Below are 25,396 nucleotides of genomic sequence, written 5' to 3'. Positions count from 1 at the left end.
GTGCGCGATGCAGTCAGGCTGTCGCATCGCTACATCTCGGGGCGGCAGTTGCCGGACAAGGCGATCAGCGTACTCGACACCGCTTGCGCACGCGTGGCGGTCGGGCAGAACGGTACCCCGGAGGAAATTGAGGCGCTTGTCCGTACGATTGAGGCGACCGGAAACCGGATTCGTATCCTGCGCCACGAGACGGTGACGGGCATCGACCGTAGCGGCGAGATCGAAGTTTTCTCGAAGCAGCTCGACGAAGAACAGGTGCAGCTTGCGCGTCTGACTGACAAGCTTGCGACCGAAAAGCGCGTGGTAGAGGAGATTCTCGCATGGCGGGCGAAGATCGCGCGTTACGTGGAGGACCCGGCGAGCATCGGGGACAGCGAGGATGCACAGACGTTAAGTGCGAACCTGGCACGCCTCGAGAAAGGCCTGGAGGCCGTCCAGAACGACGAACCGCTTGTTCCGGTCTGCGTCGATTCGCACGTGGTAGCCAAGGTCGTCTCCAGTTGGACCGGCATTCCGGTCGGACGAATGCTCGCGAACGAACTGCATACGGTGCTCTATCTGCAGGAGAAGCTGGCTGAGCGCGTGGTGGGACAAGACGAGGCGCTCGATGCGATCGCGCGGCGCGTGCGTACGTTCCGCGCGGATCTCGACGATCCGGGCAAGCCGGTCGGCGTGTTCCTGCTCGTCGGGCCGAGCGGCGTCGGGAAGACCGAAACCGCTTATGCGCTTGCGGATCTGCTGTACGGCGGCGAACGCAATGTCATTACGGTGAATATGTCCGAGTTCCAGGAGGCGCATAGCGTTTCGGGGCTCAAGGGGGCGCCTCCCGGTTATGTCGGTTACGGGCGCGGCGGCGTGCTGACCGAGGCGGTACGCCGTCGTCCGTACAGCGTCGTCCTGCTCGACGAAATGGAAAAGGCGCATCCAGACGTGCTTGAGTTGTTCTTCCAGGTATTCGACAAAGGGGTGATGGAGGACGGAGAGGGAGTGCCGATCGACTTCAAGAACACGCTGATCTTGCTCACTTCGAACGCTGCGCAGGACACGATTACGGACGCATGCCAGGGCGGCCGGCGCCCGCCGCCCGATGTTCTGATCGAGCAGCTGCGCCCGTTGCTCGTGCGCCAGTTCAGCCCGGCATTCCTCGGCCGGCTCGTGCTCGTGCCGTACTACCCGCTCGGCGATGCGCAGATCAATGCGATCGTCAACCTGAAGCTCGCCCGGCTCGCCCAGCGCTTCGCTCGCAACCATCACGCGCAGATGACGTGGGACGACGCGCTTGCGCAGGCGATCGCGCAGCGCTGCAAGGAAGTGGAGAGTGGCGCGCGCAACGTCGATCACATTCTCACGCAGTCGGTGCTGCCCGAGTTGGCACGCCAGGTGCTGGAGCGCATTTCGATTGCCGAACCGTTCCACGGCGTACATCTGGCGCAGGCGCCGTCGGGCAGTGTCGAGTTCCGCTTCGCCGAGCGGTTGGGAGGATGAGGGGATGATTCCGTTCGGCGCTACCCAGGCGCAGTGCTTCGTGTCGGTGTCGACGCCGTTCGGCACCGACGTGCTGCTGCTCGATGGCCTTTCCGGAGGCGAGGCGATTTCAGCGCTGTTTCGCTTCGAGCTGCGCATGCGTTCGACGAATCGCGCGCTTGCGGCGAAGACGATCGTGGGCAAGAGCGTGACGGTGACGCTGTGCGATGCGACGGGCGTCGCGCGTTACGTGAACGGTATCGTGACGCGCTTCATGAACGCGGGAGGCGACGCGCAGTACGGCTTTTATTCGGCCACGCTGGAACCTCGGCTATGGCTGCTTACGCTGGGCCGGGATCGCGCCATCTACCAGGACCAGACCGCACTCGAGATCGTCGAATCGGTGCTCGATGCGTTCCAGGTGCCGTACCGATCCGCCATCGCGAATCCCGATAGCTATCCGAAACGCACCTACTGCGTGCAATACGACGAAAGTGCATTTCAGTTCGTATCCCGGCTGATGGAAGACGAGGGGATTTTTTACTTCTTCACGTTCGCCGACGGGGCACATACGTTGGTGCTTGCCGACAGCGCGTCCGCGTGGCAGTCGGGCGTGAGCCCGACGCTCTATTTCGAACCGGATTCGACGACGGGCGCGCAGGCCGAGCGTATCGCTGCATTCGAGATGGGGCTCAGGCTTGGGGCGATGCAGTACCTGTTCGCGGATTACGACAGCGAGACGGCGCAGACCTCGCGAGCCTCGGCGAGTGCAAGCGGTGCGACGCCGACGGGCTGGCGCTATACGTTTCCGGGCAAATACGCGAGCGAAGCCGATGCCGACCGCAAGGCGGCGATCCGGCTCGCCGCGCATCAGGTGCAGACGCAGACGGGGCACGGCGCAGGTTTCTGCTATGGCCTTGCCGCAGGCACCACGTTCACGTTGCGCGGTCATCCCGATACGGCGCTGGATGGGCCTTACGTCGTGCGCGCGGTCACGCATACGGCATCGAACGACAGCTACGGGAACACGTTCGAGGCATTTCCGCTGGCCGTGCCGTTCCGTGCGCCGGTGACGACGCCATTGCCGTTGGTGTCCGGTACGCACACAGCGAACGTGGTCGGGCCGCAGGGCGAAGAAATCTGGACGGACGCGTACGGCCGTATCAAGGTCAAGTTCCACTGGGATCGTTCCGCCGTCGCCAACGAGAACAGTTCGTGCTGGGTGCGCGTATCGCAGGTTCTCGCCGGACCCGGCTGGGGACATCTGTTTCTGCCGCGTGTCGGGCAGGAGGTCGTCGTCAGTTACGTGGACGGCGATCCGGACCGGCCGCTCGTGACGGGCTGCGTCTACAACCGCTCGTCCACGTTGCCCGTCGCGCTGCCTGACCGGCAGACGCAGAGCGTGATTCGCTCGCGCTCGTCGAAGAACGGGGTGGCCGGCAACGAAATCCGCATGGAAGACAAGCTCGACGCCGAGGAGTTTTACGTCCACGCCCAGAGGGACATGAACCTGTCGGTCGAAAACGCCCTCACGACGACAGTGATCGGCGGTGCGGAAACGCACGTGGTCAAGAAGGGCGACCGTACTGTTCAGGTTCAGACAGGTAGCGAGACCCACACCGTGAAGGGCACGCGCTCGCTGACGGTCGGCAGCGACGAGACCCACAGTAACGACGCCGCGTTTGCGCATAGCGTGAGCGGCGACTACACGTTGAAGGTGAGCGGCAGCCTCGTGATCGACGTGTCCGGCTCCGTCAGCATCAAGGCGGGAACGTCGCTCGTCACCGAAGCCGGCACGACGCACGGAAGCAAGGCCGGCACGACGCTGAGTGCGCAAGGGAGCGTCATTGAGCAGAAGGCATCGGCGGCCCAGACGATCGACGGGGGCGGCTTGCTGCAGTTGAAAGGCGGCGTGGTGCAAGTGAATTGAGGCGTGCGATGAGCGATTCGTCCGTTTTGCTGAAATCGTCCGCGCCCGTTCTGGGGTTGCCGCAGACCGTTGCCAAACTGCCGGTGACGGTCGTGGATGAGCACGATACGCAAGGTCGGCTGACCGGACGCGCATCGATGGCGGCGAACCGGCTGCATGGCGAATTTCATCGTTACCGGCCTGACGACGGCATGCTGCTGTTGCGGGCGTATTACGAGCATGGGGTGCTGTGTGGCCGGATGCGCGTGTTCGACGGCAGGGGCCGGCCAGCGTTCGATGCGCATTACCTGGCTGGCCGGCTACACGGCGTGGCGTCGGCCTACGTCGACGGGCGCCTGGTGAGCCAGCAGCACTATGTGCACGGCATATTGCACGGCGAACACGTTTCATATGCACCGTCTGGCCTTGAGATTTTGAGGATGACCTACAGCGCGGGCCAGCGCGAGGGCGAGGCTGTCTATTTGCACGAGGGTGTGGCGACGCGGCGAGAAGCGTATCGAGACGGTGTGCTCGAAGGCGACGTGCGCGAGTACGCTCCGGACGGCTCGCTCGTACAGGCGATACCGTATCGCGCCGGGCTGGCGCACGGTACGGCGCGTCGTTTTGCTCCGGGCGGTCGAGTGCTAGAGGAGCGCGTCTATCGCCAAGGCAAGCCGCAGGGCGAGTGGCAGCGCCTGCCGGTTGCCCCGACTCCGCCAGCGGAAGCCGGTGGCGCACGGATTGTCGGGCGATTCGAAAAATGGGTAAGGGGGTAACGGACGATGGGCAGCCAGGCAACGGCGGGGGCCATCCTGCAATGCAGTTTCGGTGCGGTGCCGGCGTCGCTCGGCGTATTGCCGGTCGGTCGCGTGTTCGTCGGCGCGCCGGCTGCGACGGTGATGGATTCTTTGCCGCTTGTGAACGTACCGTCGTTCGGATTGTGTAGTTGTATGGCGAATCCCGACGTGGCGGCCGCGACCTCGGCGGCGCTGGGCGTGCTCACGCCGATGCCCTGCATGCCTGCTACAACCGCGCCGTGGACGCCGGGCGTTCCGGACGTACTGATCGGGGGACAGCCCGCACTCGACGACGCATCGAAGCTCGCCTGTGCATGGGGCGGCCAGATCGCGATCGTCGCGCCGGGCCAGTTCGCCATGCAGGTTTCCTGAGCAGGAGGCATCCCGATGGAATACGTGTTTTCGCTGACCTCCCGCATGGTGACGATCGTGGTGATGTGTGCGCTGCTGCTGTGCATGCTGCTGTTCCTGCTCGGGGTCGAGATCGGCGCAAGGTTTGCTGCGGAAGTGACGCCACAGGCCTCGCAGATTGCATCTGGGCTGGCTGGCGGGTCGACTGGCTCTGCTGCTGGCGCGTCCGGCCCGTCGGCCGCGTCATCGGTCTATTCGGCGTCCGATGCCGACTCGCTTCCTGGTCCTGCTTCTTCGATCAATCTGGACTGACTTCGCTCATGGCATTTCTAATCGTTTCTCCTTCAATCGTCCGTGCGTTCGGCCGCTGCATGGCCCGTATGGGCCGCCCAATTGCCGCTTCGCTAGGCGGGCTGCTCATGCTGGTGGCCGGCGGTCTTTCGGTTTCCGGCGCAGCCATTGCCGGGGAGGTTCCCAGCGCGCCTGCTGCGGCGGCTCTGGCCGGAGGCGCACCGGCCGCGGCCGTCACGTCGACCGGGCTGGTGCGTATGCCTGATGGCCGCCTGCTCGCGCCGGAGTTTGCGCGCATTGCAGCTCGCGGCGAACTGGTCGTCGCGATGCTCGGCGTCGACCAGCCGCCGTTTTTTGAAATGCGCGACGGCCAGCTCCAGGGGTTCGACGTCGATCTGGCGAAGGACATGGCCGCGCAACTCGGCGTCAAGGTGCGCTTTAACCGGAACGCGAAAACTTTCGACGATGTCGTGAACCTGCTCGCGAATGGGGAAGCCGATGTTGCGATCAGCAAACTCTCCCGCACGTTACCGCGCGCCGAGACCATCAGCTTCAGCGCGCCTTATCTGCAATTGCACCAGGCGTTGCTGCTCAACCGGGTGAAATTTGCGCAGCTTGCTCATGGCCGTCCGGCGCCGGACGTAGTGCGCGCGTACAGCAGCACGATCGGTGTCGTGGCCAATTCGTCGTATTCGGAGTTCGTAAAGGCCAACTTTCCCAATGCGCAGGTGACGAGCTATCCGACGTGGCCGGCCGTACTGAATGCCCTGAATACGGGCGAGATCACGGCCGCATATCGCGACGAGTTTGAGGTCAAGCGCGTGCTGCGCAGCAATCCGATGGCGTCGCTGCGGCTGCGCGTAGTTACGCTCTCCGATCTCGACGATCCGATCGCGATCGGCGTGAATGTTTCCTCGCCGGCGCTGCTCGCCTTCGTCAACCAGTTCCTTGCCGGGCGTACGAAAAAGCTGGACGTGGCGACCGTACTGCAGGCCGCGCAGGCACTCGACACCAGTTCAGGAGTTGCACAATGAACGTCAACAGGATTTATGCAATTGCGGTGAACCCGTGGGCGGTAATCGGCAGCCTGGCGCTCGGCGGTGTTTTCGGTCTGCTGTGGCCGGACCTGTCGCAGCGGCTCGGGTTCGTCGGCGAGCTTTACGTGAACTTGCTCAAGATGACCACGCTGCCGTTCATGGTCTCCGCGGTGATCTTCAGCTTGCAGCGGCTGTTTCGTGACGGCGGCACTTCGCGCCTGCTGCTGCGGGTCGTGACGGTGTTCCTGTGCGCGTCGGCGACCGTCGCCGTGATCGGCGCAGTCGTGTTGCTCGTGATGCGACCTGGCACCAACCTGTCGGCCGCGACGATGCAGGCGCTCGGTCTCATGGTCGGCAACGACACGAGCTCGAACGAGATCGTGATGAATCTGTACGGCACCGACGCTACGGTCCAGTCGCTCAGCTTCGCCGACGTGCTCCAGAGTCTCGTGCCGACTAACATCTTTGCCGCGCTTGCGCATGGCGACGGATTGAAGGCGCTCGTGTTCGCGCTGCTGTTCGGGCTCGCGGTCGGGCATGTGCCGGAGCGGATCTCAGTCGGCCTCAGCCTCGCGCTGGAGACGATCTATCAGGCCTGCCAGAAGCTGATGCGCTGGCTCAGCTATCCGTTGCCGCTGATCCTGTTCTGCATGAGCGCCGAGCAGCTCGGCCATTCCGGCATGGGCCCGCTGCACGCAATGCTGAAATTCGTGATCGCGTTCGTCGTCGCATCGGTGCTGTTGCTGATTCTCGCGGCCGTAGTGATCTGGAAGCGCTCGAGCCATCCGCTCGGCACGACGCTCGACGCGCTGCGCGCGCCGTTCGCGCTTGCGCTTGCGACGCGTAACAGCGCGGCTTGCATGCCCAGCATGATCGAGAGCCTGGCCGACAGGCTCGGTTTCGCGCGCTCGCGCGTCGAGCTGATGGTGCCGCTCACCGTCTCGCTGCTGCGCGTCGGGCCGATGGTCTACTACGTGTGCGCGACCCTTTTCATCGCCCAGTTGTACGGCCGCTCGCTCAGTGCCGTGGACGTGTTCACGGTGCTGTTCGCGTCGGTGCTGGCCGGCTTCGCTTCGGCAGGAATGACGGGGCTCGTGACCGTTTCGCTGATCAGCATGACCTGCGTTTACCTGAACCTGCCGTTCGAGGCCGCATTCATCCTGTTTCTCGCGGTCGATCCGCTGTGCGACATGCTGCGCACGCTGCTGCTTGTGATCGGCAACACGGCGGCCGTCTCGCTGATCTGTCCTCGTCCGCTGCGCTTGTAGGGAGATCCGGTCATGGCACTGATAGGTATTCTCGGCGGCATGGGGCCGCTCGCGACGGCGGATTTCTTCCACAAGCTGGTGAAGTTGACGAGCGTGGCAGGGGCTACGTGCGACCAGCAGCATTTGCCGCTGCTGGTCGCGAACCTGCCGCATATTCCCGACCGTTCCCAGGCCATGCTCGGGGAGGGACCTGACCCTCTGCCGGCACTCATCGACGGCATCGACATGCTGAACCGCAACAGCGTCGATCTGATCGTCATGCCGTGCAATTCCGCGCATTACTGGTACGACGCACTGCGCGGCCGTACCCGCACGCCGATGCTGCACATCGCTGAGGTCTGCGTGTCCGCGGTATCCCCCGGAGCGCGTCACGCCGCGGTGTTGGCCACGGGCGGTACCCTGAGCACGGGACTTTACCAGCGCGCGCTGTCTGCGCGGGGGATCGAGCCGCTCGAGCCTGCAGGCCACGTGCAGGCGATGATCGACGCCTGCATCCGGGCAGTCAAGGCCGACAGTCTCGACCAATCGGCGGCCTACCTGGCCGAAGCCCTTGACGGTTTCGCGAGGCAAGGCGCCGATGTCGCCGTGATGGGCTGTACCGAGATTCCGCTCGCGGCGGAGCGGCTTGCGGCGCCGGCGATTCCACTCGTGGACAGTACGCTCGAACTCGCTCGGGCGACTGTGTCGTATGCGCTCGCACGCGGCTGGGATCGACCAGCATGAGATGGCCGAAACGATTCTCGCACAGCACGCCGGCGCTCCTGCTCTGCATGGCAGCCGGCGGCCTCGCGGGCACGATCGCGCCGCCGGTCGGCACCGCCGCCTATCGGGTGGGGCAGCTTTATCTGGTTCTCGTCAACATGGCCGCCGTGCCGCTTCTCGTCGTAGCGATGTTTTTCGGGCTGAGACAGTTGCTTGCGCTGCCGCGTCCGACGCTGCGCGTCGCGATGGTGCTCGGTTTCTCGCTCGTCGCCGTCGCGCTGAGTGGCTTCGGCGGTGCGCTGGCGGGAGGCCTCGGTGGTCCAGGCCAGCACTTGCCCGAGGTGGTGCGAGTGCAGCTCGGAGAACTCGTGCTCGGGAGCGGGAGCGGTGCCGGCGACATGGCTATCGCCCTGTTCGGCGATGGCAAGGCGACCACCGGCGGCAGTTTCAGTCTGCAGGAGCTGGTACCCGACAGTTTCTTCGGCGCACTCGCCGACGGCCATGCGCTGGGCATCCTGACCGGCACGATTCTGTTCGGCATGGCGTTTTCGGCGCTATCGGGCGAACAGGTGCACATGCTGAACGGTATCTTCGAGAGCATCTACCGTGCGCTGGAGACGATTATCGAACACGCGAACCTGCTGTTGCCGGTCCTGGTGTTCGGCACGGCGGCCCATCTGGCTTCGCATACCGACCGCGCGACACTCGACGCAATGGGCGGTCTGCTAGGCGGATTCGGCATGCTGACGTTACTGCTGTGCACCGTAGCTGTTGTTGCGATCTCGGTTCGTGCGCGAGCGCCGTTTGCTGACGTGCTCAGCGGGCTGAAGACGCCGATGCTAGTCGGCCTGATGTCGGGCAGCGCGGTTGCGCCAGTTCCGCACACGATCGAGGCCATGAGCACGCGGCTCGGTTTCAGCCGCGGCGTTGCCGAGCTGGTCGTGCCGTTCGGCATGGTGTTCGTGCGGGCGGGGTCGGCGCTGTATTTTTCGATGGCGACGGTGTTCGTCGCCAACCTCTACGACCATCCGCTCGGTGCAGACGACCTGTTGCTGATCGGTGGCGCATCGATGGTCGCCGCGTTCGCGTCGGCTGGGCGAGACGGGGTCGCGACCGTAGGCTATGCGGGCATCGTGCTCTCGGCGTTGCAGTTGCCGGTCGAGGCGGCCGTCGTACTACTGGCGGCGGTGGATCCGATCTGCGATGGCCTTCGGAATCTGCTGAACCTGCTGGCGGTCTGCATGGCGGTCGCATTCGTGTCGGCTGGGCTGGCCACCGAACGTACGGTGGCCGACACGGCATCGTTGGCTGCTTCGCAGACCGTGCTTCGCTTCGCTTTCACCCGCGCCCAGCTCGCGCTTGCGCTTGGCTGCATGCTGACGGCCGCGACGCTGATCGTGTTGATCGGCGTAGGCGTGGGGGCGAGATGAGTACAGGACACGCAATGCGGCGCGCAATCGGATATGGAATCAGGCGTCGAATCGGATGCGCCTGGTTCATGGCGATCTGCTTGTCGGGGGGGGGGCGTCAACGGGCGGTCGGTGCGCGGTTCGCTTCGATGTGTACAGTGCTGTGTATCGCCTCGCTGCTCAGCGGATGCGTGCTTCTCGGCTTCGGCGGCAATCGCGTCGCATGGAGCGGGCTCGCGCTCGTCGCGAGCAGGGATGCTAACGACGACAGCCCGATCGCTGTCGATCTCGTGTTCGTGTCGGACGACGCCATGCTCGCGCGCGTGTCCGGCTTAAGTTCGGCCCAGTGGTTCGACACCCGGTCCGATCTCGCCGCGACGTTTCCGAAATCGGTGCGTTACCTGAGCTGGGAAATCGTGCCAGGCCAGCGCATCGAAGTTCCCGCTGCCGCGCTGCGCGGGCCGCGCGCCGCAGCGGCGTTCGTCTTCGCGAACTATGCCAGCCCGGGGGCGCATCGCGTGCGGCTGCAGCAGTTCAGCGGCCGTCCCGCCTTGATGCTCGAGGGCCGTACTTTTACCGTGTCGACGACGCCATGACTCCTTACGTCTCATCCCTGACCGGGCAGCTAGTTCCGCCGTGCCCGTTACTGCATGGAGCGCGCCATGTCTGAGCGGATCGCGCCGGTCGTGGATCGCGTCGAATGGTTCGAAGGGATGCTGCTTGCACCGCAGCATTTTCAACTGTTCAGTGCCCGGGTGGATTCGCTCGTCGCCTGGCAGACGCTGGCCGCTGCGCCGTTTAGCTGGGGGGTACGCAGGCTCGTGTTCGATCAGGGGCTGCTGCCGGCTGGCATCGTACGTGTACTCGAACTCGACGCGATCATGCCGGACGGTACCGCGGTGTCGTATGACGCAACACGCGCCGTATCCGCTCCGCTCGAACTGGCGCTTGCGCCGTTTGCCGAGGCGCTTGCAGACGGGCCGATCGAATTCCATCTGACGCTGCCCGTTGCAGCACCGATGCGCCGTGACGGCGAGACGAGACGGTTTCGTTCCGTGGCAGGCGAACCTGTCGAGGACGAGGTGTCCGAAGCGCAGCCGACCGAGATTGCACGCCTCGTGCCGAATCTTGCGCTGAGCGCCGGCGGCGTGCCTGGTGCACGTTATGTGTGGTTATGCCTCGGTACGGTCTACAAGGACAACGAGGTTGTGCGGCTCGGCGAGCGCCTGCCTCCGCTGCTCGAACTCAGGCGCGACAGTCCGCTGTGGATTGCCGTGTCGGCGTTGCTCGGACGGTTGCGCGGCAAGGCTGCGTTCGTCGCCAGGCAAACCGCGATTCCGTCGTCGAAAGTGGACGACAGAGTGACGCAGCTCGAGTTGAAGGACCGCCTGCGCAGCCTGCTCGGAGCCCTGCCGTTTGCCGAAGCCGTGCTGCGTACGCCGCATCTGCATCCGCTCGTACTGTATTACGCGCTTTCCTCGCTGCTTGGCTCGCTCGCGATGCTCGCGTCGGGTGGCCTGCCGCCTGTGCCACCCGATTACGATCACGCCCAGCCGCTTGCGGTTTTCACGCCGCTGTTGCGCATGCTGCACGACACGATGGCCGAGGTCGGCGAAGGCTATCGCGAGCATAAGTTCGAGTTCCGCCACGGAGCATTCGAGATCGTGCTGCAGCCGGAGTGGGTCAGCGCACGCATCGTCGTCGGGCTGCGAGGCCAGTCGGACCGCGATCTGCTTGCGTGGATGGACGGCGCAGTGGTGGGTTCGCAGCCCATGTACGCCTCGCTGCGCAATCGGCGCGTGCTGGGCGCGCAGCGGCGGGTCGTCGAGTATGCGGACGAGTTGGGTATCCGGTCTGGCTCCGGCTACCTGCTGTTCGAGATCGCGGCAAACGCCGCGTTCGTGATGGCCGGCGAGCCGCTCGTGATCGGCAACGCGAACGAAGGCGAGAGTGCGCAGCGGCCGCAGGAAATTCTGCTGTTCATCAAGAGTTGATTGTACGTCGTCGCTAATACCAACGCAGGCCGCAAGGAACACGCAACCGCATGGCACGCAACCGAATCGAACCTGAAGAAAACTATCTGCCGATGATGCAGTTCCGGGCGTTTCTCGACGATCTCTCGCGCTCGCTCGAACGATTCCCCGAGGCGGACGATGTAAACCCAGATCTTGCGGCACAGGGGCTTGCGCGCCATCTGCAGAACCTACTCGAAATACAGACGCTGCAGTCTCGCCGCGAGAGCACTCGCTTCGACCTCGAAAACCTTGCGGATGCGCGTTATCTGAAAGCCGTGCTGGCCGACGAAATCCTGCTGAACACGGCGTGGGCGGGACGGGAATGCTGGACGACTTATCTGCTCGAATCTGCGCTTTTCAGGAGCAACGTGGCGGGCGAAGTTGTGTTCCGGAAAATCGAGCAACTGCTCTCGGACCGCGAGCCGTCGCGGCGCGACATCGCGCGGCTTTATCTGTTCGCGCTGGCGATGGGTTTCCAGGGGCGGTTTCGGGGCGCAGACGCAGCCCCGCAATTGCGCGGCTACCGTGAGGAACTGTACGAGTTCATCTATCAGCGGCGCGCGGACCTCGGCGGGCGCGATCGCGTGCTCGTGCCGACGGCATATGAGAATACGCTGTCACATATCGCGCCCCGCAAGCTGCCGACGCTGAGCCGCTGGAGCGTGATTGGCCTGTGCACGGTACTGGCGCTGCTCGCGATTTCGGAAATGCTGTGGCTGTGGCAGTCATGGCCGGTTCGCGAAGCGCTGCGCAACGCGGCCTCGAGTTTGGGAGGCAATGGATGAAGCCGCGCGGCAACTTCTGCTCCCGGGGAACTTCTTCATGCTGACGAGCAACCTGTTCCTGTTATCGCTCGCGGTACTGATCGTGCTGTTGTGCGTGGTACTGGGCACGGTCGTCCATTTCGCCGCGCGCAGCGCACAGGACAAGCCTGCCGCCGAACGCAAGATCGTGCGGTTGCGCACTGATTCGCTGCGCAATGCGTTTCGCGGCGCGGTGGAACTTGTCGAGAGTAATATCGCGTCGCGAAGCGAGCGCTACAACATACCCTGGATCATGGTGCTCAACGAGGGCGACGATCCGCGGCCGTTGCCGATTGCCCAGTCGGGCATCGCGAGCGTGCTGGGGGCCGAGGCGACTGGCGCGGCCGCCGCGCAGGGCATTTCGTGGCACTTCTTCGACCGCGCTGTGGTGATCGACATCACGGCAGCCTACCTCGGCTCGCCCGACGACGATGCGGCCGAGAAACCGTGGGACGAGTTTCTCGGCCTGTGTCGCGCGTATCGGCCCCAGAGGCCGTTCGATTCGGTCGTCGTAACGGTGCCGGCCGCGACGCTGCTGGCCAGCGACGCCGACGCGCGGCTCGAGCTCGAGCGGCATGCGCGGCTGGCGCATCGGCGGCTGTGGCTTGCGCAGAACCGCTTTGCGATGCGGTTCGCCGTGTACGTTGTAGTGACGGGCTGTGAGGTACTGGACGGGTTCGCGGCGTTTGCCCGCGCACTGCCGGAGACGATACGCGCGAGCATGCTCGGGTGGTCGTCACCGTTCGATCTGTCGACGACCTATCAGGCGGGGTGGATTGACACCGCAATGGATACCGTGACTCGTGCCGTGTCCGACTCGGTAGCCGAGCTCTTCACGCTCGACACCGGCCATCTCGATGCACGTGCGTTTTTGTTGCTGCCCGCCCGCATCGATGCGATTCGCGCACAATTGCAGCTCTACGTCGACGAGCTGATGCGGCCGAGTGCGTATCACGAGCCGTTCTTCTTCCGCGGTATTTATCTGACCGGCGACAGCAGCGAATTCGCGCGGTCTGGCCGTGCATCGCCGACACCCAGCGCGGGCGATGCGCAAGTGGCGGAGCGCGAGCCGTTTTTCGGCGAACCCGCGAAAACATTCGAAGTGCTCGCCGAAACCGCTGTGGAGCGTTCACTGGCGGCGGAGCACGGCGAGTTCGACGACGGAAATCCGCCGGAGAACGGAGAGTCGTCGCAGCAGTTGGTCGATCTGATGCGGCAGCCTGCGTTCCTGCGAGATCTGTTCGAGCGGAAGATTTTCGTCGAATACGGTCTCACGCGGCCGTCCCGATCGCAGCAGCTCGCACGTCCCGTGCTTCATCGCGCGCTGCGCTGGGGCGGCGTCGCCGTGTTGGGCGGCTGGAGCGTCGGGCTCGCCGTCGCGACGGTTTCGCTGTACCACCGCGGTAACGCGCTGGTCGGCGCACTGGATACGCTGCACGAGGACGAGCAGGAGCGCACGCTTGCGGAGCAGAGCGGGGAAACGCTGACGCCGGACTGGTATCGGAGCAAGGCGCTCGCGCTCATCGCGATGAATGACAGCCTGCCGGACAACGGATTCTCGAGCGTTTTCATGCCCGGTTCGTGGCGCTTTGCCGACGATCTCGGCACGCGGGTGCACGAGCGTTTCGAGCAGACGTTCGGCGAAATCGTCGTGACGGCGCTTGAGCGCGAAATGCTCGCCCATGTCAGCGAGCTCACCGGCGTTGTGCGCGATTCAGGTACCGGCCAGTTGATCGTCGGCGAGGATTGCACGGCGCCCGCGGCGGGTAGCAGTGCCGAGGCGCGCAGCTTGGCGGTCGACGATCTGCCGGCGATGGCCGCGCTGCGGCGCTTCGTGCAGGCGGCCGACCAGCTCGATACGGCGCTGCAGGCAATGCAACGCCTGCAGCGGCACGCGCCGGGCGCAGAGAATGCGCTACGGCTCGCGGTGCGCTACGCGTTCGGCGTCGATCTGCAGGGCAGCGTGTCGGGCAGCCTGCCTTATTTCTATCGCGATGCGGCGCACGGCGGCGTCTATGCCGAGCACGGCGGCGTCTATGCGGCGGATGGTGCCGACGGTCTTGAATTGCCGGTCGTGCGCGAGGTTCTGCGCTGTACGTTCGATAAGGGCGCTCAGCAGCTCGATGCGCAGATGTTTGCCCAGAATCCGCTGTTCACGATCGCGCATGCCGTCGACACACAGATCGATAGCCTGAACGCCGCCGACGAAGGGGCAGTCGATTTCACGCAGCAGAACCAGCGCTACGCTACGATCGTGAGCGGTATCGACGCCGAGCGCGACCTGCTTGCCGGCGGAAAGAGCGGCTGGATGCGCCAGCCGTCGTTTGCGCCCGGTCCGGTTTACGACGGCACGATGGCCGCGGCCGCGCGCAATACGTTGATCGGCCCGGTGGCAGTCAGGCAAGCCCGTTCGCGTTCCGCCGATGCGTTCCGGTCGTTCAGGGATTCGTTCGGGCAGCAGGTCGGCGCGAGCGATAGCGGGCTTGTCTGGAACGAGAACGACGCACGTTTCGAACTTTCGCCGGCCCGCGTTGCATTGCGCGACGGGCTCGCGAACCTGTTGAGCCAGCCGTTCATGGTGCCGCCGCGCACTCTCGCGTTTCCGTCCTTGCCGGAAGGCTCGATCGTGACGTGGGACGATGCCCAGCTCGACCAGGCGCTCGCGCTTGCGGACGTTCGCAAGCGCTTTCTCGCATCGGGTCTGAACGGCCTGCCGGGTACCGTGGCTGCCTCGGTTGAAGCCGCGCTTGATGCTCGTTTCGCGCAATTGATGATCGATCAGACCGTCTCGGCGGCGACGATCGCCCAGGCCGATGGCGGTGAGACGGACAGCGCGGCGTTTGCGGCCGCGCGTACTCGGCTCGATCAAATTGGTTCGGCGCTGTCGGGTATGGGCGCAACCGCTCAGGCTTCCGACCTGGCCGCATTTGTCTCTGCCGACGCGCTCGCGCATCTGCAGCTCGTCGACGCGGCGCTGACGGGCTCTGAACTGTATTCGATGCGCCCGGCCGGTTTGAGCAGCAGTGCGCGCGCCCCCGTTCTCGCCGCATTCGGCATTGCGGATGCTGCCGGGCTTGATGCCTATCTGGACCAGCAGGCTGCCCGAGTGCTCGAGCTCGGCAAAGAGGCATCCGTGTATCTGTCCGCGCTCGACACGAATACGGCTGCCTTTCCGCTCGCCGGGCGCTGGCGCGAGATCGACCAGGATCTGGCGCGCTACCAGTTGAAGAACCCCAACAGCAACCTGCTGATGCTCGAGCAGTTCGTGCGAGCGAGCGCGGCGAACCCCGGCGCACTCGATTGTCTTGGCACGTTTCCGGCGAGACCCGTTTTCGCTCAGAGCGACTACTTCGGCGTTGTCCTGGACCGGCTGTACGACAGCCTGCGGGCGCGCTGCAGCGAGAGCGACCTGGATGCGCTGCGCGCACGATGGCAGAGCTTTGCGTCTTTATTCAACCAGGGCGTAGCGGGCCGAGCGCCGTTCGACGGATTGGAGCGCACGGTGAACTACGGCGGCGACGCAGAGGTAGCGGGTTCGGCCGATTTCGGCGAACTGGGCCAGGTGCTGGAGAGTTACGGACGCGTGTCCCGCGCTTTTCGGCCGGAGCGCGGCAGCGGGTACGCGGCGGGCGTCGGCGAATCAGTGCAGACCTTCATCGCCAGCTTCGATCCGGTCGCGGCGTTTCTTGCCCCGCTCTATCCTGCCGCAGGAGGAGCGCCGGGCGGCTACGACATGGACGTACAGTTCCGCACCGACCGGCGCGACGAGGTGGACGCTGACCAGGTGATGGACTGGACGCTCGACGTCGGTGATCAGAGCGCGTCGCAGGACGGAGCGCCCCACACGCTGCACTGGAATTACGGCACGACCGTGTCGCTTGTGCTGCGTCTCGCGAAGAATTCGCCCATCGTGGCCCGCGGCGATCCGCAGCAACGCGAATATACGACCGATGGTCGTACGCTGACCTGGCGGTTTGCCGATCCGTGGGCGCTGATTTCATTCATTTCCCGTCATCGCATCGCCGATCCTGATATACCGCTCGGCGGTCGTTCGCAGCTTCTCGCATTCGAGTTTCCGGTTGGCCAGGCAGGCGAAGCGGCCTCCGCGCGGCCGCCGTTGTACGCACGCGTTTTCGTGCGCATCACGGTAATGCCGGCCGGCAGCAAGATACCGTTGCGCTGGCCGCCGCGTTTTCCCTCACACGCGCCTGACTGGAGCGCCCTATGAACCTCTATCACAAAGCAGGGCAGACTTCCGTGGCGGATGCGTTCGCTGTATGCCACTGCGATATCGAAGCTCTGCTTGCACCCGTTGCCGGAGAGAGCGGCGTCGGCGTGTGGCTGCGTTACGAGCCGCTCTACCAGCAGATTCGCGATGCTCAACGCGAGGACGACCCGACTTTGCCGATGGGCGAGTGGGACCGGCCGCTCGTCAAAGCTGACTGGAAGGCCGTCGCAGGGCTGTGTGCCGATGCGCTTTCGACGCGCAGCAAGGATTTTCAATTGGCGGCCTGGCTGTGCGATGCCTGGACCCGTCTGTTCCGGCTCGATGGTTTCGTGGCAGGCCTCCAATGTCTGTCGGCATTGATCGAGCGCTACTGGGAAACAGGTTGGCCGCGTTTCGACGGCGACGATACGGATGCGCGTGTCGCGCCGTTCGTGTGGCTGGTCGACGGGCTTTCGCGCACGCTTACGCTGCATCTGGCGCTCGTGGAGATCGAGGGACGTGAGCCTTCGCAGGTGAGCCTCGACGACTGGCTGCGTATGGCAATCGGGAACGGGGAAGATGCCGAAGCCGGTGGATTGACTCTGGATAGCCTGGCAAGGTATGCGGCGCAGCCCGGCAATTCGGCGAGACTCGCCGAATTGCACCGACGGCTCGATCTGGCGGACGACGGGTTGCGCTGTCTCGCCCGACAGCTCGACGAACGGCTCGGCAATCATGCTCCGGGCTTTGCGCCGTTGACAAAGGCGCTGGGGCAGTTGCGGCAAGCGGCCGTCGGACTGCTCGGCGAGCGGGCACGGTTAGCGGACGAGGCGGACGTGACGGCGAATTCCGGCGGTGACGCCGTTTTGTCGGATGCTGCTGCGGTCCGGCATGAAGGCCGGTCCTCATCGGGTGCGGCGCTCGACAGGAACGATCTGTCTGCGGATGCGCTCGTGCCAGCCTACGGCATCGCGAATCGCGCTCAAGCGTATCGGTTACTCGAAGCTGTATCCGACTATCTGGCGCTCAACGAGCCTCATAGTCCTACGCCCTATTTGCTCAGAAGGGCAATCGCCTGGGAGCACATGCCGTTGCCCGAGCTCCTGCTGGACGTGATGGGAGAGGGCGAAGGTTTGGCCCGTTACCTCGCCTGGTTGAATCCGGGTTGATTGGCAGCTAATGGTTTTCCTTTTGTAACAGATATCGGGGAAAAGTATTCGCAATCCCGTACCAATGTGTCACGGCACTCGGAGAGAATAAGAGTCGCTAACACAAGTCGTCCACGAAGCGTGAACAGATAACGGCAGCAGCCAGAGAAAGCAACACAACATGAATGTCGAGACGCCGTTCGAAACGAATGCGCAGTTTGCCGAAACCGGCAAACCAGGCATGCGTGCGCTCGACCACCCAGCGATGCCGCCCGAGCCGCTCCTAGCTTTCCACACCGCGAATTGCCCAGTTACCAGGTCTCGGGGATATTTCTCGCGAATAACAACTGCTACGCTTTCGCAAGTGGGGATCCAGATAATTGTTGATTGGCGTCTGGAATATCCACTCCTGAATTTCTGATACCGTCGCTATAGGGGTCTTATGGGACATTGGTCGCTGACAAACGTACAACACGCGGATCGTCTTCGGAACGATGGGGCCTTCGGCCACTATATGCCGATCGTGTTCCGGCTCAAGTACACCCCGACCCTGTTTGGTCCCTTCGTGGAGACGCCGGTCCTCGAATGGAAGGAGGTCATCACGCTGCTCGACCATGCGCAGGGGGAATATTGGGTATACGTGGGAGATCAATATCAACGAAACATGGGAAGCACCACGTTCGGGGCTTGGCGATCTCGTTACACCTCGGCCTACGAAGCAACGAAGCTCCGCGTGACTGACACAGGGTCGATTCTTATGGATAAGCACGGCCGACAGGTCAAGTCTGATGCGCTGCCGGATATACCGGCGAATGACTTTGCGGGGCGTGCCAATGCAGTCCGAGCTTACCTCAAGCGCAACGGTGGCGTGCTGGAGGTGACCGTGGAGGATTCGCCTGGGTTGCTAAAGCCCGGGCCTGACAAAACTACTGAGAAAGAGCGCATCCTGACCTTCGATTGCGGGTTTAAGGGAATGGGGCGGCGGATCTACGCCTGGCAATACCTCAAGGTCAATTCAAATGACCCGGCACATAAGTGGACTCGCGAGTTCAAATGGGACGCTTCGTGCCCAGGGGTAAAGACTTCAGGGCTGAAGCGCGTGCAGCCGCCCCAGAATGTGTCCGAGCTCAGGCCTTGGGTCGCAAGTTTTGGGGAATATGCGTAGGATGCTTAAACAGATTTAGAGTCGCTAACACAAGTCGTCCACGAAGCGTGAACAGATAACGGCAGCAGCCAGAGAAAGCAACGCAATATGAATGTCGAGACGACGCTCGAAACGAATGCGCAGTTTGCCGAAACCGGCAAACCAGGCATGCGTGCGCTCGACCACCCAGCGATGCCGCCCGAGCCGCTCCTGGCTTTCCACACCGCGACGAGCGATACGGGCCGTAATGCCGCGCTGCTTCAGGTAACGCCGACAGCGGGCAAAGTCATAGCCCTTGTCCGCATGCACAGCTTGCCCGGGCGTTTGCGGGGCTGGCCATTGAGGCCCGACACTGCCGGGATGGCATCGAGCGTGGGCTCGAACGCCATCGAGTCGTGCCGGTTGGCACCCGTGACCGTGATGGCCAAAGGAATACCGCGCGCATCTACGACGATGTGTCGTTTGGACCCGAGCTTGCCCCGGTCTGTCGGGTTCGGGCCGGTTTCCTGGCCCCCCGGGGGCTGGAAACGCTGGCGGCATCAAGACTCGCCCGTTCCCAGTCAATCTGGTCATGCTTACGCAACCGGCGACGCATCGCCCGATGCAGTTGCTCCCACACGCCTGCGGCCTGCCAGTCCCGCAGCCGGCGCCAGCAGGTCATGCCGCTACCGAAGCCGAGTTCCTGCGGCAGGTCTTCCCATGGGATGCCCGTTTGCAGCACATACAGGATGCCGTTCAGTGCCGCGCGCTCATCCACCGTCCGGCGTCGGCCACCTTTGGGAGACGGGGTGAATACCGGAATCAGCGGCTCCAATGCCGCCCATAACTCGTTGCTGATTTTTCGTCTCGACATGACGCCAGGATATGGCTTTCATGGCCTCATGTCCAGGTTGTGTTAGCGACTCTAAGAGTGGCTACGCAACCAGGACATTGGACCGGCTCCCGCTGCGGATTCAACCGGTCAATGCAACACAATAACCGTCTCTGACGGAATCATCGGCAAGATTTCGGCGGCGTCGGCCGAGCAGGGCGCGGGCATCAAGGAGATCAACCGCGCCGTCACGCAGATGGACGCCTGCACGCAGCAGAACGCGGTGCTCGTCGAAGAGGCGACGGCGGCCGCGCAGTCGCTCGACGATCAGGTGAACGCGCTATGGCTGCTTATCGGAAAATTCCGGTCCGCTGGCGACTGACGGAAAATGACCGAGAGGATCGAAGGATGACCACGGCCCAACGGGCGACGCTGGACTTTGCGTCGCGAATTACGATGCACCTTCAACAGACTATCGATCGGGTTGCAGCCGGTGACCCCGCCATGCGGTTCGTGCTCGATACGCCATTTCAGGCCTGGAAAACGGACGGTACGGTCAGCCTTGATGCCAATTCCCTGTACATGGCCAGCATGCATCTCGTGGCCGTGTTGCGCTTCACTATGACTCTGGTCACCGCGCGGGAGCTGCTGGACCAACTGCAGCCATTGGAGTTTGGGAAGCCGGGTGCAGAGGCCATGCCGTCTGTGCTCGGGCCGGTCCGTATTGAGCCGCAGATTCCGCCGTCGCTCCCGGTCACGTTTATTCCTCCCGGGCAGCAGCCATCGGCTTCTACATCGACCGGGGGAACTTCGCGGACAGTGGACCGTCGTGCCGTGAACGAGGACTTTGGAACAAGAGTGCTTGCCCAGCTACCGCTGCTGGAGTTTGTCATTTTCGCGATGGAAAAGCTGCGCGTGGCCAACAACTCCGTGCAATTCGATACCCGAGAATTCCAGTGCGCCGGCTGCCGGATTGGAGGCGTCCTGCGGCTTGCATTCACGCCGGATGCCGCGAGTGGCCTCCGCGAGTATCTGCGGCACGCGGGGATAGGTGGGCAAGGCTCGACCGCGCCGGGCCCGAACCCGTAGGGGCATTTTCTTTGGTACGTGCGTTTCTGAATTTTTAGTGCTCTGGCTGCCGGGTTAGTGGCGTGTCGCGGCTTTCGTTTACTCCAGCCGCTGCGGCGGGTTTCCGCGGGTACCTCTGGCCGCCCAGCTAGGGACGGACAGCATTGCGGTGCCTTGCGAGTAATAGTGAGTGGTCGTAGTACTGCTGGTGGTGGCGCTGGTGGTGCCGGCGTCAGCGGCTCGGACATGACGATCACCAACAGCGGCACGATTTCCGGGGGGCACAGGCTCCATCGCAGAAATAGTTGGTTGGAGCAGCCTGGAGTTGGCCCTGTAATCCCGGACACAGCATCACACCAAGGTTACTGAATCCATCGCACGTCGGAACGCTCGTGGCGAACGATATTTCAACGCGCCATGGGATGCTTCTCGTTGTAATGCTCGAAGGCGAGAGCCAGATTACGTGTAGACGGCAGCACTTGACTCGACAGACGGTGTCTGTTCATTTCGTCATTCCCGACTTGATAGCTGTCGTTTCGGGACGAGGAAAAGGTCAAGCCCGAAGCCGCGAAGCGGTGTGCCAGAGGCGCAGGCTTGAGGTTAGACCCGTCCCGAAACATCATCCCCTTCGTCGGGAGTGGACGATATCTCTACTGACATTGTCTGACCGGTCGAGTACCGGCTAATACAGATTACGTGCCGCAGTCGCTGCGTCCGGCTTGGGTATGAAGGTGTCAAAACCTGCCAGGCTCCCGCTTTCAGGTTTCACCAGGCCGAGATCCTTTCCAGAACCATCGTTCTTGTAATGGCTAACACCCGTTCAACGAAACGCTGCGTCTGAGCTGGCCCGTCAAACCCTGCCCAGCGCAGTGATGCTTCTACTCGATGCCCCGCCACCCCGCCGAGCCAGTCCATGTCTGCAGGACAGCTCGACCATAGCAGCAACAGTACGCCTTGGGGAAGTCTGCGCATCTGTTGCGCGATCTCGCAGCCCAGTGCTGTGTCCCTATCCCGGGAGTACAGGCGGCTCCATGCGCGGTGCGCGCGAACCGGATCGTCGAGGCGAAACATGGCCACCTCTGGCAATACACCAAGCTGGGCGTCCAACGCTCGTGCCGCCACATCGCAGTCGACCACGACGCAAACCTGGACTAGCTGCGATGGAGGCAGTACCCAATGCCATACGTTCCCGGATGTCCCCCAACCCGAATCGGTATCTTTCATCCTGGCCTCCCGCGGGCCACATGCCGGATTAGCGATCCTGCGAGACTGCCAATCACCGACCGACCAGCAAGCTCGCGGTCAGAGGCTCCTTCAGCAGCACCACGGATACGACGAGTCCCACGATGGGCTCGCCTGGCGCGGTAAACGCCATCATTTGCAGCAGACCGACACTGGCGACGATCGGCCAGTCGGACCTCGCCGACGCACGCAACATGCCCATGAGCGGCAGTATCGCGAACAGACAGCCCGCTGCGCTCGCGAAACGGAGCGTTACCATCCAGAGCGGCGGGATGTCCTGAAGACACCGCCTCATCGCCGGCCAGCTCAAGCCCCAGAGCAGCAGCATCGTGCCCAGCACGATCAGATTCAATTGGCCGATGCGCTCGTCGAGGGTCGCGGTCAGCATCGCAAAAGACTGACTCCTCATATGCTTATCCCTGTCTGGCAATCCGGGAAGCCGCGTAGCGGTGCCTGCGCAAAATGCCGGGGTCGCCACGCGCCCAGACTGCACGGTCAGCCGTTGCGGAACAGGAAGCTGTACGCGTTAAGCGCCGGCACGCCGCCCAGATGCGCATACAGCACCCGGGAGCCCGCGGGGAACTCGCCGTTGCGCACCTTCTGGATCATCCCGTCCATCGACTTACCCTCGTACACCGGGTCGGTCAGCATGCCTTCGAGCCTCGCGCACAAGCGGATCGCTTCCAGTGTGCCTTCATTCGGCAAGCCGTATTCCGGGCCGCCAAACCGCGTATCGAGAATCACGTCCTCGCGCGTAATGTCCTGCCCAAGCTCCACGAGTCCGGCCGTATGCTTGGCGATACGCGTGATCTGTTCATGAGTCTGCTCCGGCTTCGCCGAGGCGTCGATGCCGATTACACGGCGCGTCCGGCCGTCCGCCGCAAAGCCGACGACCATGCCGGCCTGCGTGCTCCCTGTCACCGAACAGACGACGATGTAGTCGAATTTGAAGCCAAGCTCCTTCTCCTGCTGGCGGACTTCCTCGGCAAAGCCAACGAAGCCGAGGCCACCGTAAGGATGTTCGGAGCATCCCGCCGGAATCGGGAACGGCTTGCCGCCGGCAGCGCGCACGCTGTCCATCGCGTCCTGCCAGCTTTTGCGGATGCCGATGTCGAAGCCATCGGCCACGAGTCGCACATCGGCTCCCATCATTCTGGAAAGCTGGATATTGCCGACGCGGTCGTACACGGCATCCGAATAGTTGACCCAGTTTTCCTGTACCAGCACGCACTTCATGCCAAGGTGTGCGGCAACGGCGGCAACCTGGCGAGTCTGGTTTGACTGGATACCGCCAATGGACACCAGCGTGTCGCAGCCTTGCGCGAGTGCTTCGGGAATCAGGTATTCGAGCTTGCGGGTCTTGTTGCCACCGAAGGCGAGGCCGCTGTTGCAGTCCTCGCGCTTCGCATAGATTTGCACCTTGCCGCCGAGGTGGTCACTCAAACGCTTCAGCGGTTGAATGGGTGTGGGACCGAATGTCAGTGGATAGCGCGGAAATCGTTGCAGGTTCATGGTTTGCTCCGGGAAAATCGTTCAGTCACGTGTAGTGACGGCGTTGAATAAAGCAATCGGTGTAGTGCCGCGACAGAAAAATGATAAGGAAAGGCGCAAGAAATGAGCTTGCGAAATAAATATGGTCGACGTATTTTGGCTACGTATGGGTGGGAGCATAAATAATTTACTGTCGCTATCAAGCTGATATTCGCAATGAAATTACGTGGCCGTTCAACTGCGGTGCCGGAACTCGTGCCGCAGCTTGATCGCATCGACCGGGCAATCCTGAAGCAGCTTCAGCACGATGCATCGATTTCCAACGTCAGTCTTGCAGCGAGGGTCAAGCTGAGTGCGCCGGCCTGCCTGCGTCGCGTCGAGCGGCTCAAGGAGATGGGGTTGATACGGGGCGTCGTTGCATTGCTGGACCCCAAGGCGGTTGGCGCGGGGATGCTGGTCGTAATCGGCATCGTATTGGACCGATCAACGCCTGAAGCCTTCGCGGACTTCGAAAAGGTCGCGCAAAAGGTCTCCGGATGCATGGAGTGCCATGTGGTGACCGGCGAATTCGACTATTTTATGTTGCTGCGCACCCGCGATAGCGAGAGCTTCAACCGACTTCATGCCGAGCAACTGCTTTATCTGCCGGGGGTGCGACAGGTACGGACGTTCATGGTTCTCAAGGAAATATTGTCGACCACTGAGTTTCCGCTGTAGCGCGGGAATATTCAGTCATTCGCCGCAGCAGGTGAGAGCGGTCAGAGGACCAGGTTCGGACGACAAGCTGGTGTCTCGTGTGGACCACGAACGATGGCCAGAGATCATCACTGATGTGTAAGGCGATCGCTACTGGCCACCGTCCTGAAGCCTGGATACTTGGGAGCTTCTGAAGTAGGGCGATCTGCAAATGTCCATAATCTGCAAGCCGATCGGGAACTGTTGCGCGAGCGACCATCACCACAGCGGCGTGGCCAGCAGCACGAGCGTGCAGAGCAGCGACGACACGACCACGACGCTTGCCGACGGCAGCACGATCTCGGCGGATTCGGTGGCGATTTCGGCAGGTAAGGACATCAACGTGACCGGCAGCGCGGTGGTCGGCACGAATAACGTCAGCCTGAGTGCAGCCAATAACGTCAACATCACGGCGGCGCAGGACACGACCACGCAGAGCAGCTATTACCATGAGAGCCATTTGGCGTCGATGTTGAGCGCCTCCCAAAAGGCTCAGTCTATCGTAGCGCAACGATGTTGTAGATACCGGTTATGGTTACCGCCAACTTGGATGAGTACGGTGATCTCCACGAGCTTGACATGTGGAAGGTTGATTTTTCTCCACTGAAGCAGTTTCCGACCATGACTGTTTCACGCACTGCTGCTCAGTCTAGATCGATCCATGTCGAGCATGGGCATTACCATTCCGAATACCATCACCTTGCAAGGGTCCGAATTGACGGAATATCTGAGTACGCTCCCTACGATGAGTCCTTTTCAGATCAGTACAGTACGTTCTTGCAGAAAGCGGCTCAAATTGAAAAGGGACAGTAGTTATGGTCGAGTTTGGAATTGTTCAGGAGGTTTACACCGCGCCGGGGAGTGGCACGTCGTTGGTCGATGCGTGACGGAGATTCGTATCGGAGCCCGGTTTACTAGCTTTGTTCCGCACCGTAGGGTTCGGGAGAGGGCGGAGGGGGAACCCAAGTACATCTGCGACGCAGCGCTGTCGATTGATTTGAAAATCGTGCAAATTGAGGCCTATGGGAAGGACTTGGAGTTCCTGTCTGCTGGTATGACGGGGAAGCTCGTATTGCGTGGAAGTGGGGAAAATCTGGGTGACTTCGGCTCTCTTTGTGGGTAGAGATGCCATCTGTTGAATTGCAGGGCAGTCCGTCGTCGGGCCGAAACCCATGTCTGGGGAATTTTACGGGGCGGTGGAGTGGGTCAGGGGCGCGACACCGTGAGCAGGCAGTACTGTCACAGTCCCTTGATACAAACCCGGCCTTGAGCCGGGTTTGTGCTTTCTGGCGTTGGCGATCGTAGTCGAGTCGTCTGCTGGTTGCTCCGCGAATTGGTCCGTGGATTTGTCCACTGCATTGTCCACTGTTGTGCGAGAACCCGTCGGGACAGGATAGAGAATGTATCCACACGACGAGTCGTGCAGATACATCGGGCCTGACCACTCGATTGCCGTCGGCTCTCGTCGCGTTCCATTCCTTGCATGCAACAGATCGCGCTTTGA

The 25,396-nt window shown here is 62.8% G+C and carries 20 protein-coding genes and 5 pseudogenes; 20 read left to right on the top strand and 5 right to left on the bottom strand.

Features of this window, described 5'->3' with window-relative positions:
* The 14 genes from CY652_RS22940 to tssA all read left to right on the top strand — a co-directional run.
* On the top strand, positions 1 to 1,485 hold a 1,485-nt coding region (locus CY652_RS22940), incomplete at its 5' end, for an AAA family ATPase (RefSeq protein ID WP_146010198.1).
* A gap of 4 nt (positions 1,486 to 1,489) precedes the next feature.
* A complete protein-coding gene (locus tag CY652_RS22935; protein ID WP_102133003.1) occupies positions 1,490 to 3,394 on the top strand; it encodes a type VI secretion system Vgr family protein in 1,905 nt (634 codons plus the stop codon).
* Positions 3,395 to 3,402: 8 nt separating this feature from the next.
* Positions 3,403 to 4,149, top strand: a complete 747-nt coding sequence (locus CY652_RS22930; protein WP_258002425.1) for a toxin-antitoxin system YwqK family antitoxin — start codon at positions 3,403 to 3,405, stop codon at positions 4,147 to 4,149.
* A gap of 6 nt (positions 4,150 to 4,155) precedes the next feature.
* Entirely contained in the window at positions 4,156 to 4,542 is a 387-nt protein-coding gene (locus tag CY652_RS22925; RefSeq protein WP_102133002.1) for a DUF4280 domain-containing protein, read from the top strand.
* A 15-nt stretch (positions 4,543 to 4,557) separates the two neighbouring features.
* The gene (locus CY652_RS22920) at positions 4,558 to 4,833 is read left to right on the top strand and encodes a hypothetical protein (protein ID WP_102133001.1); all 276 of its coding nucleotides are present in this window, start codon (positions 4,558 to 4,560) and stop codon (positions 4,831 to 4,833) included.
* A gap of 68 nt (positions 4,834 to 4,901) precedes the next feature.
* Positions 4,902 to 5,846, top strand: coding sequence for an ABC transporter substrate-binding protein (locus CY652_RS22915; RefSeq protein WP_374703691.1), 945 nt, complete (start codon positions 4,902 to 4,904; stop codon positions 5,844 to 5,846).
* Positions 5,843 to 7,117 (top strand): dicarboxylate/amino acid:cation symporter, encoded by a 1,275-nt coding sequence (locus CY652_RS22910; RefSeq protein ID WP_102133000.1) that lies wholly within the window; start codon positions 5,843 to 5,845, stop codon positions 7,115 to 7,117. Before CY652_RS22915 ends, CY652_RS22910 begins: the two co-directional genes overlap by 4 nt.
* A gap of 12 nt (positions 7,118 to 7,129) precedes the next feature.
* A complete protein-coding gene (locus CY652_RS22905) occupies positions 7,130 to 7,840 on the top strand; it encodes an aspartate/glutamate racemase family protein (protein WP_102132999.1) in 711 nt (236 codons plus the stop codon).
* A complete protein-coding gene (locus CY652_RS22900; protein ID WP_102132998.1) occupies positions 7,837 to 9,249 on the top strand; it encodes a dicarboxylate/amino acid:cation symporter in 1,413 nt (470 codons plus the stop codon). Before CY652_RS22905 ends, CY652_RS22900 begins: the two co-directional genes overlap by 4 nt.
* A 68-nt stretch (positions 9,250 to 9,317) precedes the next feature.
* Entirely contained in the window at positions 9,318 to 9,824 is a 507-nt protein-coding gene (locus CY652_RS22895) for a hypothetical protein (RefSeq protein WP_258002424.1), read from the top strand.
* A gap of 66 nt (positions 9,825 to 9,890) precedes the next feature.
* A complete protein-coding gene (gene tssK / locus CY652_RS22890; RefSeq protein ID WP_102133005.1) occupies positions 9,891 to 11,222 on the top strand; it encodes a type VI secretion system baseplate subunit TssK in 1,332 nt (443 codons plus the stop codon).
* Positions 11,223 to 11,272: 50 nt separating this feature from the next.
* Entirely contained in the window at positions 11,273 to 12,028 is a 756-nt protein-coding gene (locus CY652_RS22885; protein ID WP_102132997.1) for a DotU family type IV/VI secretion system protein, read from the top strand.
* A 37-nt stretch (positions 12,029 to 12,065) separates the two neighbouring features.
* Positions 12,066 to 16,274: a type VI secretion system protein gene (locus CY652_RS22880; protein ID WP_102133004.1), complete on the top strand. Its 4,209-nt coding sequence runs from the start codon at positions 12,066 to 12,068 to the stop codon at positions 16,272 to 16,274.
* Positions 16,271 to 17,422, top strand: coding sequence for a type VI secretion system protein TssA (gene tssA, locus CY652_RS22875; RefSeq protein ID WP_102132996.1), 1,152 nt, complete (start codon positions 16,271 to 16,273; stop codon positions 17,420 to 17,422). The genes CY652_RS22880 and tssA overlap by 4 nt, the downstream gene beginning before the upstream one ends.
* A 97-nt stretch (positions 17,423 to 17,519) precedes the next feature.
* Here tssA and CY652_RS22870 read toward each other — a convergent pair.
* Positions 17,520 to 17,678 (bottom strand): annotated as a pseudogene (locus CY652_RS22870) (IS5/IS1182 family transposase); the annotation flags it as partial.
* Positions 17,679 to 17,915: 237 nt separating this feature from the next.
* Here CY652_RS22870 and CY652_RS22865 point away from each other — a divergent pair.
* Positions 17,916 to 18,566 (top strand): hypothetical protein, encoded by a 651-nt coding sequence (locus CY652_RS22865; RefSeq protein ID WP_102132995.1) that lies wholly within the window; start codon positions 17,916 to 17,918, stop codon positions 18,564 to 18,566.
* Between the two features lie 24 nt (positions 18,567 to 18,590).
* Here CY652_RS22865 and CY652_RS22860 read toward each other — a convergent pair.
* Positions 18,591 to 19,398 (bottom strand): annotated as a pseudogene (locus CY652_RS22860) (IS5 family transposase).
* Between the two features lie 139 nt (positions 19,399 to 19,537).
* Here CY652_RS22860 and CY652_RS22855 point away from each other — a divergent pair.
* Positions 19,538 to 19,738: pseudogene (locus CY652_RS22855) on the top strand (methyl-accepting chemotaxis protein); the annotation flags it as partial.
* A 26-nt stretch (positions 19,739 to 19,764) separates the two neighbouring features.
* On the top strand, positions 19,765 to 20,445 hold the full coding sequence (locus CY652_RS22850) for a hypothetical protein (protein WP_146010197.1): 681 nt from the start codon (positions 19,765 to 19,767) through the stop codon (positions 20,443 to 20,445).
* 744 nt (positions 20,446 to 21,189) lie between these two features.
* Here CY652_RS22850 and CY652_RS24270 read toward each other — a convergent pair.
* The 3 genes from CY652_RS24270 to CY652_RS22840 all read right to left on the bottom strand — a co-directional run bounded on the left by CY652_RS24270 (position 21,190) and on the right by CY652_RS22840 (position 23,178).
* Positions 21,190 to 21,648: a hypothetical protein gene (locus CY652_RS24270; RefSeq protein ID WP_146010196.1), complete on the bottom strand. Its 459-nt coding sequence runs from the start codon at positions 21,646 to 21,648 to the stop codon at positions 21,190 to 21,192.
* 52 nt (positions 21,649 to 21,700) lie between these two features.
* Entirely contained in the window at positions 21,701 to 22,054 is a 354-nt protein-coding gene (locus CY652_RS22845; protein WP_146010195.1) for an EamA family transporter, read from the bottom strand.
* A gap of 107 nt (positions 22,055 to 22,161) precedes the next feature.
* Positions 22,162 to 23,178: a 1-aminocyclopropane-1-carboxylate deaminase gene (locus CY652_RS22840; protein WP_102132991.1), complete on the bottom strand. Its 1,017-nt coding sequence runs from the start codon at positions 23,176 to 23,178 to the stop codon at positions 22,162 to 22,164.
* Positions 23,179 to 23,373: 195 nt separating this feature from the next.
* On the opposite strand from CY652_RS22840, the gene CY652_RS22835 reads away from it, so the two are divergent.
* From CY652_RS22835 to CY652_RS25215, 3 genes and pseudogenes are all read left to right on the top strand, one after another.
* Positions 23,374 to 23,874: an Lrp/AsnC family transcriptional regulator gene (locus CY652_RS22835; RefSeq protein WP_102132990.1), complete on the top strand. Its 501-nt coding sequence runs from the start codon at positions 23,374 to 23,376 to the stop codon at positions 23,872 to 23,874.
* Positions 23,875 to 24,064: 190 nt separating this feature from the next.
* A pseudogene (locus CY652_RS25220) lies at positions 24,065 to 24,328 on the top strand (hemagglutinin repeat-containing protein); the annotation flags it as partial.
* 86 nt (positions 24,329 to 24,414) lie between these two features.
* Positions 24,415 to 24,513 (top strand): annotated as a pseudogene (locus CY652_RS25215) (DUF6984 family protein); the annotation flags it as partial.
* Between the last annotated feature and the right edge of the window lie 883 nt (positions 24,514 to 25,396).

Origin of the sequence: Burkholderia sp. WAC0059 (genome assembly GCF_002870125.1) — a bacterium.
GTDB lineage: Bacteria > Pseudomonadota > Gammaproteobacteria > Burkholderiales > Burkholderiaceae > Paraburkholderia.
The sequence above is the reverse complement of the archived record's forward strand: the minus strand, read 5'-3'. Positions and strand labels throughout refer to the sequence as shown.